Raw genomic sequence first — 13822 nt, 5'->3', positions numbered from 1 at the left:
TATACTCGAACAACCATTCGATTCAAGAGGCATTTCGGACAGGTTCCAAAATAGATTCACTCGAGAGTCATTGATGCACAGCAATATTCGACAAGGAGGCTGCTACTGCGACTTGGCTCGTTACCCCGAAATGACCGAAAGCAATCGAGATTCTGTCACGTTGTCGCCGCCGCAGCATCCTGCTCGTCGAAGCCGGCGAACATGTCTACCAGCCCCTGCGGCGAATTCTCACTGAAGAGAATTTCGAGGCTCTCGGCAGATTCGGCAGCAGCCTTGGCTGCTCGCGGAAATAGCTCTGCTTCATAGGCAGCGAGCGCAGATTCGACGTCACCGGAGTGTTCGCTGACTGCCAGGGCGAGCAACGCACCGTCGTACATCGCAAGATTCGCGCCTTCTCCTGCAAATGGGGACATCACGTGCGCGGCGTCACCAAGGAGCGTGACGCCAGGGACGCGCTTCCAGGAATGATCTATAGGGAGGGCGAAGATGCGGCGCGGAGTCAAGCCGGTGTCGGCACGCGCAATCAAGTCACGAAGGGAGTTGTCCCATCCGTCGAGCAATCGGAGAATCGCACTCGTCGCCGCGGGAACATCAGTGAAATCGATAGTGTCAATCCAGTTCTCATCGGCACGGACACCCAAGTAGCTGTGCAGACTCCCATCACTTTCGCGGTGGCCCAGGATTCCGATGTTTCCGCGGAATGCAAAAAGCATGCCGCCGCCCATGACCGCAGCCGCCGAGGGGTGACGTTCATCGGCGTCGAGCAGGTCCGCTTCGATGAAGGAGATCCCGCTGTACGTCGGCCAGGCGTCGGAGACGAGCGGCCGGACTTTCGACCAGGCGCCGTCGGCACCGATGAGGAGGTCGGTGGTGATGCTCCCACCGTCCGCAAAGGAAACCTCGTGGCGACCGGCAACGCCCTCGACCTGACTGATTCGGGTGACTTTGTGACCCCAATGAATAGCCTCGTCGGGTAGCGAATCTATGAGCATGTCGCGGAGGTGGCCGCGGTCTACCTCGGGTCGCGAGAGAGTGCCGCCATCAGCCTCTTCCCGAAGGATTGTTCCGGCGTGATCGAGTATGCGCATTGCTTCGCCACCAGGGTGAATCAACGCGCAGAAGGGTTCCCACAAACCGGCGGCGCGTATGGCCTTCTGGCCGTTGTGGTCGTGGATATCGAGCATGCCGCCTTGCACTCGGGCGCTGCGGCTGGGCTCGAGTTCGAACACAGCCGACGTGATGCCGTGAACATGGAGGACGCGGGCAGCGACGAGGCCACCGAGTCCCCCACCGATGATCGCAATGGGGTAGTGAGTAGTCATGGTTCTCCTCGAAAAGTAGTTTCAGTCAGGGCAATTCGTGGTGTGTGAGCGATGTCGGAGTGGCCGCGATACCGGCAATGAGCGCTCGTATCGACCACGTCATGCGCTCGGTGGGCGCGCCGGCGAGAATCGCATCGGCGTGCTCGGCGATGCTGGGAAGTTCCTTGGGGTCGGCAGTTCGAACCGCGCGCACAAGGCCTTCCCACGCGGCCTCGTCATCAACGGATGCGTCGATGTCGCTCGGACTGGGAGTGCTGTGCTCGGCGGCGGCCGCGGTGGCATTCTGGAGAAGAAGATCAGCACCCCAGGCCGCACGCGCAGGATCAGCCCCGCCGTCGATCAACAGCCCGAGCACCCGATCGAATATCCGGAGCGAATTCGGGCCAGACGGACGAAGCACGAGTGCCGATCTCGCCAAACCAGGAAATGCGAACAGAACGTCCGCGTAGTCGCGCAGTAGCGTCACCAGCCGATCTTGCCAGTCTCCGTCCGGTGCCACTTCCAGCGTTCGAACGAGTTCGTCGAGGACCCCGCCATGCAGTTCGGCAGTGTTCGCGACATAGACATACAACGCGGAAGGACCTGTGTCGAGCGCTTGCGCGACACGACGCATGGTTGCCTTCTCGAGCCCCTCGGCGCGCACGATCTCGATAGTTGCGGCGATGATCCCCTCGCGAGAAAGCGCGGGTTTTGCCGGCCGTTCACGGCGACTGCGGTTGGGAGTTGACATACCGAAACTCTACACGAACATGTTCGTTACGAACATGTTCGTCATATCTCTTTTTTGGAAAGCGTGGCAGTTTCTCCACCACGCAGGACGAACCAGTTCACTCCCGCAGCACAAATGAGCCCCCGCAGCATTGATCAGGCGCGCGGGGGCACAATCAGTGCGCGGGGCGGCGGAACCACACCGAGCGCTGCGACAGCAAACGGCTCCGCAAATTTGGGCCCGAGTCCGGTTCAGGCAAACCCGAGTTCGCGCACCGCGTTTCGTTCTTGTTCCAGCTCGTTCACCGAAATATCGATGCGAGCGCGCGAGAATTCGTCGATCGACAGCCCCTGAACGATGCTGTACTCGCCACCGGCACACGTGACGGGGAACGACGAGATCAAGCCCTCGGGAACGCCGTACGAACCATCCGACGGAACCGCCATCGACACCCAGTCCCCCTCGGCCGTTCCGCCGACCCAGTCGCGGACGTGATCGATCGACGCACTTGCCGCACTCGCCGCTGACGACGATCCACGAGCCGCGATAATCGCCGTGCCCCGCACCTGGACCGTCGGGATGAAATCGTTCTCCACCCACTCGCGGTCATTGATCACGTCGAGCGCCGGCTTGCCCGCGACCGTCGCGTGAGACAGGTCCGGGTACTGGCTCGCGGAGTGATTACCCCAGATCGATAACCTAACAACCGACGCTGCCGCCGCACCGGTCTTCTTGACCACCTGCGCAATGGCGCGATTGTGATCGAGCCTGGTCAAAGCTGTGAAGCGTACGTTCGGAACATCGGGAGCGTTGTTCATCGCGATCAGCGCATTGGTGTTGGCGGGGTTGCCCACCACCAGCAGCTTCACGTCGGAGGCCGCATTGTTGTTGATCGCTTTGCCGTGTGCAGTGAAGATCGCGCCGTTGGCACTGAGCAGATCGGCGCGCTCCATGCCCTTGCTGCGCGGTCGAGCGCCCACCAACATCCCGACGTTTGCGCCGGAGAACGCAACGTCGGGATTGTCGGTGATGTCGATGGAGTCCAGCAACGGGAATGCGCCGTCTTCGAGTTCCATCGCCACCCCCTCGGCAGAGGACACGGCAGAAGGAATTTCGAGCAGTCGCAAGCGAACCGGAACATCGGGTCCGAGCATGTCACCTGCAGCGATCCGGAAAAGTAATCCGTAGGCGATCTGACCCGACGCTCCGGTCACCGTGACGGTTACTGGCGAAACACTCATTGCCGACTCCTCCACTTGCCGTTCTGCTTTCACTTCTGCGAACGACTTCCACGCTAGTCCAGCAAACCCGCCACTTCGTGGTCCGTGAGTGTGGTTCTCGGCACTCTTCCCGTTGCGCTCACCAGCTCCACTGCCCGGTACAGTGGCCGCTCCGCCAAACCGGCACCGCGCGCTTCCGCGCGCAGTTGCTCGATCAGTACCGACGACAAGGCTGCTGCCGGCACCAACTCGCTCGATGCCAAGGCGTCGGCCAGCTTGCGGAGCGCAAGGATTTCCAGCTCGCGCCCTCCCCCTGCGGTGTAGAGAGCAAGGGGAATTCGCACGCTGGATCGCGCGTCGGTCAACTTCATACTGACTTCGCTGATCCGCCCCGTGCGCACCATGAGCTCGGCGGTGACCACCTCCGCCGCGTCGACCTCACCGGTGCGGAAACCCGCCTGCGCCCGAATCTTCTTGCCGTACAACGTGATGTGTCGACGCAAGGTCATCAAGATCGCAAGCGACGTCGGAACGGCGATGATGAAGCCGACCAGCAGCGCCACCGTCGTCGAGGCAAAGACGCTCACGACAAGGCCGACCACAACACCGAGCACAATCACCGCGACGGCAATCCGCTTGAGTCTCGGCGCAATCAGCGCGATCGGGACAAGATCAAGCGAAACCGGTTCTACGTCACGAGACAACGAGAGTCCCGAGCCTGTCGACGATTTCATCGAGCGCAACCGACTCCTGCTCACCCGTCGCGAGGTGCTTGAGGACAACAACACCTTCTTCGAGTTCACGCTCACCCAGGACAAGCGCAAAGGCCGCACCGGACTTGTCGGCAGCCTTCATCGACCCCTTGACGCCACGGTTTCCGTAGGCCAGATCGACACGAATGCCATTGCCACGCAACTGATGTGCAATGGCAACCAACTTACCCTTCGCTTCGGATCCCATCGGCACGCCGAACACATCGACGCGCGCCGGCGGAGCGACGGACTTGCCCTCAGCTTCGAGTGCCAGCACCGTGCGGTCGACACCGATACCAAAACCGATGCCGGACAACGGCTGTCCACCCAACTGCTCCATCAGACCGTCGTATCGACCGCCGCCGCCGATACCGGACTGCGCGCCCAGACCGTCGTGGACGAACTCGAACGTCGTCTTCGTGTAGTAGTCGAGGCCACGGACCATGCGCGGATTGACGACGTACGGAACGCCCAACGCGTCGAGGTGGCTCAGGACCTCGTCGAAGTGCGCCTTGCAGCTGTCCGACAAGTGATCGAGCATGAGCGGCGCATCTGCCGTCATTGCCCGGACATCGGGGCGCTTGTCATCGAGGACGCGCAGCGGATTGATCTCGGCGCGGCGACGGGTCTCTTCGTCGAGAGGCAGCGCAAAGAGGAACTTCTGCAGCAGTTCACGGTACTGCGGACGGCAGGTGTCGTCGCCGAGCGAGGTGATCTCGAGACGGAAGCCGTCGAGTCCCAACGAACGGAACCCGGCGTCGGCAATGGCGATGACCTCGGCGTCGAGCGCCGGATCGTCGATACCGATGGCCTCGACGCCCACCTGCTGCAGCTGACGGTACCGACCCGCCTGCGGACGCTCGTAGCGGAAGAACGGGCCCGCGTAGCTGACCTTGACGGGAAGCGTGCCACGGTCGAGGTTGTGCTCGATCACGGCGCGCATGACTCCGGCCGTGCCCTCGGGGCGCAGAGTCACGGAACGATCGCCGCGATCGGCGAACGTGTACATCTCTTTGCTGACGACGTCGGTCGACTCGCCAACGCCGCGGGCGAACAGTGCGGTGTCCTCGAAGATCGGCAATTCGATGTGGCCGTATCCGGCCAGACGTGCGGCGCGCGTCAATCCGTCACGGACGGCGACAAATTCGGCGGATTGCGGCGGAACGTAATCCGGGACGCCCTTGGGTGCAGAGAAGGTGCTGGCTTTACTCACGAGTGGTTACTTTTCCTTATTTCTGTCCGCTGAGTCCAACGAGAAACGGATTGGAGCTTCTTTCGGCGCCGATCGAACTGTTGTCGCCGTGCCCGGGAAGGATGACTGTCGCGTCGTCGAGAATCAGAAGTTTCTTCGCGACGGAATCGAGCAATTGTTCATGGTTGCCACCGGGAAGGTCGCTTCGCCCGATCGAGCCCTGGAACAGGGTGTCGCCTGTGAAAGCCAGATCGACTGGACCTTCTGCAGTACCCGCCTGGGTGCGGAAGACAACAGAGCCCTGTGTATGGCCCGGCGTGTGATCGACCGCAAAGGACATTCCGGCGAGCTCGAACGAGTCCCCGTCGGATAGTTCGATGACCTCGTCCGGTTCGACGAAGGACATTTCCTTGATGAAGTCCTTCATCGTCGGACCGATTCCCCGGGCAGGGTCGGTGAGCATGTAGCGATCATCCGGGTGAATGTAGGCCGGCGCCGAGTACCGCTCGCAGACCTCACGCGCAGACCACATGTGATCGAGATGCCCGTGCGTCAGCAGCACGGCCGTCACCGACATGTCCTTGGAGTCGAGAAACTCGAACAGCGGCTCAGCAGCGTCCTGACCCGGATCGATCACCACACACTCGCAGGCATCGTCCTGAGCGAGTATGTAGCAGTTGGTCTGGAACATCCCGGCCGGAAAACCAGTCACGAGCACTTGAGGTAACTCCTCTTCGAAGGGCGAATCAGGCAACACGGTGTCACGTACAGCCTAAAGCTGCTGCCCCGCCAGTAAGTTCTCAGGTTGCAGTGGGAGACTTTCCGACAACTGAAGTTATACCGACCAGACGCAGTTCCACCCGTGAATATGGAGGACTCCAGCAGTGCCGAGTAACGAGCAGCGCCGCCAGGCGGCAAAACGCAAGCTCGAGCGCCAGCTCGAACGCCGCGCCGAGCGGGCGCGCAAGCGCAAGCAAATGACAATCGTCTACACGGCTGCTGGTGTCGTCGTGGCTGTTGCCGTCGTCGCCGGGATCGTCCTGCTCACCCGAGGTGACGACAGCAGCACCGAGAACACCGCTGACGACGCCACATCGACGTCTGAGCAGACGGCCGGCGCCATGCCTGCCGGTTTGCTCACGCCCTTGGCAGAGACCGTCTCGTGCGCTTACCCGACTGACGCTGCGCCGGCATCCAAGCCGAACAACCCGCCGCGCGCGGACGGCATCCCCACTACGGCGCCGGACGCGACGCCGAGCATCAGCATGGAAACGTCGCAGGGAAATATCGGCCTCGTCCTCGACGGAACGAAGTCGCCGTGCACGGTCAACAACTTTGTGAGCCTCGCGGGTCAGAACTACTTCGACGCCACGACATGCCATCGCCTGACGACGAGCCCCTCATTGCAGGTTTTGCAATGCGGCGATCCGTCGGGCACCGGTAGCGGCGGACCCGGTTACCGCTTCGACAACGAGTACCCGACCACTGCGTTCGACGCCGCAGACCCGGCCGCTCAGATGCCGGTGACGTACAGCCGCGGAACGATCGCGATGGCCAACGCCGGAGCCGGCACAAACGGCAGCCAGTTCTTCCTCGTCTACGGCGATTCACAGCTCCCGCCTGACTACACCGTATTCGGCACGATCGACGAGACCGGGCTTGCGACGCTCGACAAGATCGCAGCGGGTGGCAGCACACCCGAGGGCGACGGCACGCCGAACCTCACCACCGATATCAAGACTGTAAGGATCGACTGATGAAACGCACGTCCCTTCTGATCGCGGCCGTCGGCGCCACCGCCCTCGTTCTCGCCGGATGTTCCAGTAACGACTCCACGACCGATTCGGCGTCGTCGAGCACTCAGGCGAGCGCGAAGTCGACCACGAAGTCAGCGCCCCTGGACATGTCGCAGTTCGAGCAGTTGCCCGCCGTTCCGGCGCCTGCTGGTGCCACGGTCGACTGCACCTATGCCCCGGCGGCGGGTGCAGCCAAGACGGTTGACACGCCGACTTCCACCGGCGTCCCCGCCGAGGGCACCGTAAACGTCCAGTTGACCACCACCGCCGGACCGATCGGTATGGAACTCAACCGCACCGCCGCCCCGTGCACCGTCAACAGCATGGTCAGCCTGGTCGAGCAGAAGTACTTCGACGACACCCCGTGCCATCGCCTCGTCACCAGCCCGGGCCTGCAGATCCTCCAGTGCGGAGATCCTTCGGGCCAGGGCACGGGCGGACCGGGATTCGGCTTTGCCAACGAGTACCCGACCACCGTGTACGCCGAGAACGATCCGGCGCTGTCGTTGCCGGTCGTCTACCCGCGCGGCACTCTGGCCATGGCTCATTCATCACAGCCGGACAGCAACGGTAGCCAGTTCTTCCTCGTATACGACGATTCACTCCTCCCGCCCGACTACACCGTTTTCGGGACCATCGACGAGGCCGGTCTTGCAACCATCGAGAAGATCGCCGCCGACGGTGACGACGGAAGCATGGGAGCCACCGGCGGCGGTGCCCCGAACACCCCGATCACCATCGAAACAGCAGTAGTCGCCTGATCTGACAGCACAAAAAGGGGCGATACGAGAGATTCCTCTCGTATCGCCCTTTTCCGTTTTGTATGACCGACAAAGCGGGATCATCACTGCATGAGGATTCTGATCGCAACAGCGAGTAAGCACGGATCGACTGCCGAAATCGGTGAGCAGTTAGGCCGCGCGATTACTTCAGGGTTACGGGCACGGAATATCGAGCCTCAGGTCGATGTCAAGAAAGCCCACGACGTCCACTCGGTCGACGGCTATGACGCAGTCGTTCTCGGCAGCGCGATCTACCTCGGGAAATGGCTCAAGGACGCGACCCGTCTGGTGGACCGCGATCTCGATGCCCTGCAGAAGCGCCCGGTGTGGTTGTTCTCGAGCGGACCCATCACCCCTGGTGACAATGCCGACAATCTCAAGTGGATCAACACACCGTGGGCTGTTGAGCACCACATGTTCGGCGGCAAACTCGATCCGTCGGTGCTCTCGTTCACCGAGCGCATTGCGACCAGAGCGGCAAAAGCGACCGAGGGCGATTTCCGATCGCCGGACGACATCGCCGCTTGGGCCGACAGCATCTGCTCGACCCTCGCCGCCCACCCGGATCGGTGAAGGTCGAAGGACTCACGTGACCGCCGTAGATCTGTACTGGCTTCCGCTCGGCGCTGGCGGACATGTGGTGCGCTTCAACGGCATTGTCTACGAACGGTTGAGCGCCTGGTTCGCTCATCGAACACCGGTGCCACTTTACCATTGCGCGCTGCGAATCACAGTGCCGCCCAACGTCTATTCGATCGAGATGACTCCGGTGTGGCAGCACAAGGAACCCGATCGCGGTGTTGTCGCGGAAGGTCCGGTCGGCGCGCACTGGGCCGGTAGATCGAAGTACTTCCGGTACGAAGTGCACTGTTGGCGGAACGGACCGGTCGACGATATCGAGGAAGCCGTCGAGAGTCCGCTGCGTCTATCGGCGGATTCGGCAGTTGCCGAGCAGATCCTCGACGAGATTCGAACGGTTCCCACCTTCGTCTGGGGACGGGATGCCGTCGGCGTAGGTGACATGTGGAACTCGAATTCCGTTGTGGCCTGGGTCTTGACCCGATGCGGCGTCGACCTTTCCGGAATCGAGCCACCGCGCGGCGGGCGGGCTCCCGGCTGGCACGCCGGAATCGCTGCAGCGGCAAGACCTTCCAGGCGCACGTAAGCGACTGGCGCCGGAACAGGGAATCTGCTCGGCGCCAGTCGGTGTGAGAGAACTACGACGCTGACGTCACTCGATACACGTCGTACACGCCTTCCACATTGCGGACCACGTTGAGAACGTGGCCGAGATGCTTCGGGTCACCCATCTCGAAGGTGAACTTGCTGATGGCAACTCGATCACCGGACGTGTTGACCGACGCAGACAAGATGTTCACCTTCTCGTCTGCCAACGCCTTGGTCACATCGGAAAGCAAGCGGTGACGATCGAGCGCCTCGATCTGGATCGCGACCAGGAACACCGACGACGCGGACGGTGCCCACTCGACGTCGATGATCCGTTCGGACTGGTCGTGCAGCGAATTGGCGTTGGTGCAATCCGTGCGGTGAACACTGACCGCGCCGCCGCGCGTGACGAAGCCCAGAATGGAATCGCCAGGCACCGGTGTGCAGCACTTGGCAAGCTTTGCCACCGTGCCCGGAGCACCGGGAACCAGGATGCCGGAGTCGCCGGTACTGCGAGTACGCACCGGCATGTTCGACGGTGTCGACCGTTCGGCCAGTTCCTCCTCGACTGCGCCGACGCCGCCGAGATGAGCCACCAGACGCTGTACGACGTGGTGCGCACTGACCTGACTCTCACCGACCGCCGTGTACAACGCCGAGACGTCCGGGTACCGAAGCTCGTTCGCGATCGTGCTCATCGACTCGGCATTCATCAAGCGCTGCAACGGAAGTCCGACGCGTCGTACTTCCTTGGCGATTTGATCCTTACCGGATTCGAGAGCTTCCTCGCGTCGTTCCTTCGCGAACCACTGACGAATCTTTGCCTTGGCCCGCGGGGAGACGACAAACGACTGCCAGTCACGGCTGGGGCCTGCGGTGGCCGCCTTCGACGTGAAGACTTCCACCACCTCGCCGTTGTCGAGCTTGCGCTCGAGGGCGACCAGACGTCCATTGACGCGGGCACCGATACAGCGGTGGCCCACCTCGGTGTGCACGGCGTACGCAAAGTCGACCGGCGTCGAACCTGCAGGCAAGGTCACCACGTCACCCTTGGGGGTGAAGACGAAGATCTCCTTGACGGCAAGGTCGTAGCGCAGCGACTCGAGGAACTCCCCCGGGTCGGCCGCTTCACGCTGCCAGTCGAGTAGCTGGCGCATCCACGCCATGTCGTCGACCTCGGCGATGTCGCCGGCGTGCTTGCCCTTGGTCTCCTTGTACCGCCAGTGCGCGGCGATACCGAACTCAGCCGTCCGGTGCATGTCCTGCGTACGGATCTGGACCTCGAGGGGCTTGCCCTCCGGACCCACGACCGTGGTGTGCAGCGACTGATACACGCCGTACCGCGGCTGTGCGATGTAGTCCTTGAACCGCCCCGCCATCGGCTGCCACAGTGAATGCACAACACCGACTGCCGCGTAACAGTCACGGACCTCGTCACACAGAATGCGGACGCCGACCAGGTCATGGATGTCGTCGAAGTCGCGGCCCTTAACGATCATCTTCTGATAGATCGACCAGTAGTGCTTTGGCCGTCCTTCAACCACCGCATTGATCCGCGACGCGGACAGAGTGGAGTTGATCTCGGCCCGCACCTTCGCCAGGTAGGTGTCCCGCGACGGCGCGCGATCGGCAACCAGACGCACGATCTCGTCGTACTTCTTGGGGTGCAGGATCGCGAACGACAAGTCTTCGAGTTCCCACTTGACTGTCGCCATTCCAAGCCGATGAGCAAGGGGTGCAATAACTTCGAGAGTTTCGCGAGCCTTGCGTGCCTGCTTCTCCGGCGGCAGGAAGCGCATGGTCCGCATGTTGTGCAGGCGGTCGGCAACCTTGATGACCAGCACCCGAGGATCACGCGCCATCGCGATGATCATCTTGCGGATGGTCTCGCCCTCGGCGGCGGTGCCCAGGACCACCTTGTCGAGTTTGGTGACGCCGTCGACCAAGTGCGCAACTTCGTCGCCGAAATCGCGCGTCAATTCTTCGAGCGAGTAACCGGTGTCCTCAACGGTGTCGTGAAGCAATGCGGCCACCAGTGTGGTGGTGTCCATCCCCAACTCGGCGAGGATGCTCGCGACAGCCAGCGGGTGCGTGATGTAGGGATCGCCGGACTTACGACGCTGACTGGAGTGTCGTTCCTCCGCGACGTCGTACGCGCGCTGGAGAAGCGCCAGATCGGCCTTCGGGTACAGCTCACGATGCAAACTGACCAGCGGCTCGAGAACCGGGCGGATAGTGGCATTACGCTGCCCCGTGATGCGCCGAGCAAGGCGAGCGCGAACGCGGCGAGACGCCGACGCCGGTACGGCTGCACTCTGACCGATCCGATTGCCTGCTGTTTGCGACGAAGCGGAACTGTCGTCCGGAGCACCTGACTTCGATGGTGTCGTATCCGGAGCCGGGTTGGTACCCGATTCCTGCGACACTGCACCCGAGTTCTGTGATCGATCAAGATTCGACGTCATGTCGCCACCTCCTACCACCGAGTTGGTTAGGCAACCGCCCTGCAACGGGAAATTGCCCTGGAGGTCTACCAGACCCCCAGGAGCCAACTTTAGTACTCAGACCTTGACCAGGGACGTCAGCGGGTACTTTACGAACCGATCACGGCCCCTGAGTTCCTCGATCTCGAGCACCACGGCCACCGCGACGACGGTGGCGCCGGCCAGTTCCACCAACTGCACGGCTGCTTCCAATGTCCCTCCGGTAGCCAGAACGTCGTCGATGACCAGAACATTCCGTCCGGTGAGATCGAACCCGTTTGCCGGAATCTCGAGCGTCGACGACCCGTATTCGAGGCTGTACGAACGTGAGAGAACAGGTGGCGGCAGTTTGCCCACCTTGCGCACCGCAACCACACCGGCGCCCATTCGAGCGGCAGCACCGGCTCCGAGCAGGAAACCACGCGCGTCGACGGCCGCAATCGTGTCCACATCGGGCGCACATGCAATCAAACCGTCGAGAACAGCACTGAAACCTTCGGCGTCCGCGAACACCGGCGTCAGGTCTGCAAAACGCACACCCGGACCTGGGAAATTGTCGGCCCACCGTGTCAACCGGACTACGGCATCCGACGCGGCCAGATGCACTGCCTTCAATTCGTCTGACGTCATCCTTGTCCCACCCACACTGATTTCATTCGAAATCGTCATCTACGCAATACCCATCTGTCCATGTTCCAGCCGCTGGCCGATCGAGTCGGATTGGCCACCACGGCACTCATTCCTTGAGCGACGGCAACAGTTCGCACCTGATTGAACAGAGGAATAGTAGGCACCTGCGTCCAGAGGATGTTCTCCGCCTCCACCGACAGTCCCAATTGCGCAGCTATTGCAGGATCGGTGTCCAACTGGTCGATAATCTGATCGACCCGCACATTTCCGTATTCACCGAAATTCGAGGAGTTACCCGACCGCAGTGCTCCGCGCGCGTCGATCATGTCCGCCATGCCCGCCGCACCCGCTTGACCGGCGGTGCCGGCCAGGACCGCGTCGACGCCACCCGTGCGCAGTGCGTCCGGTGTGAAATCCGGGGAGCTGACGTCCTCGATCGTGACTCCGGCAGGTTCGCACGCCGCCTTCACGTCGGCCACGATCTGGGACCGCACCGGATCCGGAGCCAGGTACCCGACACGCACGGTCAACGCATCCAATCCGGCCTCGGACAACGAGACCTTGGTGGCTGCGACGTCCGCTGCGCTGTATCGATTACCGTCGGTCGCCGCGGCATCGCTGTACACCAACGAATCGGGGACTACGAGACGCGAATCCACCGTTCCGGATCCGACGCCGACCGCCGGCGCGTCTGGCGTGCTTCCGTACTGATCGAACAGCGTCGACCGAGGCACACAATGCCCGAATGCCCGCCGGGCTGCTTCGTCGCCCAGAACCCCCGACGTCGACAAGATGAATTGCTCGATGGACCTCGACGGGATTTGCTCGCTGGTGAAACCGGAGAGCGCGCTGAGGTCCCCGGCCGAACCGGAACCGACGTCGATCACTTCGATCGATTGGTCGACAGCATCCTTGGTGAGGTCCACTCCACGGGGCCAGACCACGATGCGGTCAGTGGCCGGTGCATTGCCCCACCACCGCTCGTTGGCGACCAGCACCAGCCCACCGTCTTCGGTGTAGTCCTCGACTCGGTACGGGCCCGAGGACGGCAATACCGACGTATCCAACTGACCGGGCGTCATGTTCCACCCGGTGTTCCAGAAATCGGCGATCTTCGTCAGTGCCTCGGTGTCATCCGAATTCACGGCCGACACCAGGTCTGGCACGCCGGCGCGTTGCATCGCGATGTGCGACGGCATCAGTGCCGTCGCCCCGAACAGGGAACGCCACTCGGTGAACGCGCGGCCGGGTTTGAACACGACGGTCGCGTCTTTTGCACCGGGCTGGCACTGCACCCGGTCGATATCGGAGTACCCCAACGTGTTGGCTACATCGAACATCGGCACGTCCGCGCCGTCGACGGTTTTCGTGAATCGGCCACTCGACGCGGCCCATGTGAGAACCAGGTCGTCGCAGGTCAGCGGAACACCATCGGAGTACACGGACGAGGGATTGAGCGTGTACGACACGGTCAGAGCCTCACCAGGCAACTGCGCCGCGGTACCGATGTCTGTGTCCGATACCGGAGCGCCGACCGGCCCGGTGAAGGTGAAGCCAGGCAGCACCCGACTGAGCGCCGCCATCGTTCCCGAGACGGCCCCGGCCGTCGTGTTGCCGTTGTACGTGGTGATCGTGTTGTCGATTGCGTATCCGATGGACGGAGCCTGCTCGGTGTCGTCCTCCGAGCAGGCCGCCAACGAACCTGTGACCACCGCGGTGGCAGCAACAAACGACAGTGAGCGAACTACTGCTCGCCTCGCTTGGAGCAT

The 13822-nt window shown here is 62.3% G+C and carries 13 protein-coding genes; 4 read left to right on the top strand and 9 right to left on the bottom strand.

The genetic code is table 11. The annotated features are described in order from the left end of the window. Positions 1-155 precede the first annotated feature (155 nt). From FEZ60_RS01960 to FEZ60_RS01935, 6 genes are all read right to left on the bottom strand, one after another. Positions 156-1322, bottom strand: coding sequence for an NAD(P)/FAD-dependent oxidoreductase (locus tag FEZ60_RS01960; protein ID WP_172935423.1), 1167 nt, complete (start codon positions 1320-1322; stop codon positions 156-158). 25 nt (positions 1323-1347) lie between these two features. Further along, positions 1348-2052 (bottom strand): TetR/AcrR family transcriptional regulator C-terminal domain-containing protein, encoded by a 705-nt coding sequence (locus FEZ60_RS01955; protein ID WP_172935422.1) that lies wholly within the window; start codon positions 2050-2052, stop codon positions 1348-1350. A 230-nt stretch (positions 2053-2282) separates the two neighbouring features. After that, on the bottom strand, positions 2283-3272 hold the full coding sequence (locus FEZ60_RS01950) for a malate dehydrogenase (protein WP_172935421.1): 990 nt from the start codon (positions 3270-3272) through the stop codon (positions 2283-2285). A 53-nt stretch (positions 3273-3325) separates the two neighbouring features. Further along, positions 3326-3955 (bottom strand): hypothetical protein, encoded by a 630-nt coding sequence (locus FEZ60_RS01945; protein ID WP_045067991.1) that lies wholly within the window; start codon positions 3953-3955, stop codon positions 3326-3328. Then, positions 3945-5216 carry a histidine--tRNA ligase gene (gene hisS / locus FEZ60_RS01940; protein WP_095886170.1) on the bottom strand — a complete coding sequence of 424 codons (1272 nt, stop codon included), beginning with the start codon at positions 5214-5216 and terminating at the stop codon, positions 3945-3947. Before hisS ends, FEZ60_RS01945 begins: the two co-directional genes overlap by 11 nt. Before the next feature lie 16 nt (positions 5217-5232). Then, positions 5233-5913, bottom strand: a complete 681-nt coding sequence (locus FEZ60_RS01935) for an MBL fold metallo-hydrolase (RefSeq protein ID WP_045067530.1) — start codon at positions 5911-5913, stop codon at positions 5233-5235. 166 nt (positions 5914-6079) lie between these two features. Between FEZ60_RS01935 and FEZ60_RS01930 the strand changes: the two genes are divergently transcribed. From FEZ60_RS01930 to FEZ60_RS01915, 4 genes are all read left to right on the top strand, one after another. Beyond that, complete coding sequence (locus FEZ60_RS01930; RefSeq protein WP_045067529.1) at positions 6080-6952, top strand: peptidylprolyl isomerase; 873 nt, start codon at positions 6080-6082, stop codon at positions 6950-6952. After that, the gene (locus FEZ60_RS01925) at positions 6952-7752 is read left to right on the top strand and encodes a peptidylprolyl isomerase (protein WP_045067528.1); all 801 of its coding nucleotides are present in this window, start codon (positions 6952-6954) and stop codon (positions 7750-7752) included. Before FEZ60_RS01930 ends, FEZ60_RS01925 begins: the two co-directional genes overlap by 1 nt. Positions 7753-7842: 90 nt before the next feature. Next, positions 7843-8346, top strand: coding sequence for a flavodoxin domain-containing protein (locus FEZ60_RS01920; protein WP_172935420.1), 504 nt, complete (start codon positions 7843-7845; stop codon positions 8344-8346). Between the two features lie 16 nt (positions 8347-8362). Beyond that, positions 8363-8938: a hypothetical protein gene (locus FEZ60_RS01915; RefSeq protein ID WP_172935419.1), complete on the top strand. Its 576-nt coding sequence runs from the start codon at positions 8363-8365 to the stop codon at positions 8936-8938. Positions 8939-8990: 52 nt separating this feature from the next. On the opposite strand, the gene FEZ60_RS01910 is transcribed toward FEZ60_RS01915, so the two are convergent. The 3 genes from FEZ60_RS01910 to FEZ60_RS01900 form a co-directional block, all read right to left on the bottom strand. Next, complete coding sequence (locus FEZ60_RS01910) at positions 8991-11405, bottom strand: RelA/SpoT family protein (RefSeq protein WP_033234665.1); 2415 nt, start codon at positions 11403-11405, stop codon at positions 8991-8993. 96 nt (positions 11406-11501) lie between these two features. Beyond that, on the bottom strand, positions 11502-12053 hold the full coding sequence (locus FEZ60_RS01905) for an adenine phosphoribosyltransferase (RefSeq protein WP_045067526.1): 552 nt from the start codon (positions 12051-12053) through the stop codon (positions 11502-11504). Between the two features lie 35 nt (positions 12054-12088). Beyond that, positions 12089-13822 (bottom strand): ABC transporter substrate-binding protein, encoded by a 1734-nt coding sequence (locus tag FEZ60_RS01900; protein WP_172935418.1) that lies wholly within the window; start codon positions 13820-13822, stop codon positions 12089-12091.

Origin of the sequence: Rhodococcus sp. MS16 (assembly GCF_013277795.1) — a bacterium.
GTDB lineage: Bacteria > Actinomycetota > Actinomycetes > Mycobacteriales > Mycobacteriaceae > Rhodococcus_F > Rhodococcus_F globerula.
Note: the sequence above shows the minus strand (reverse complement) of the source record. Positions and strands in the feature narration are given on the sequence as shown.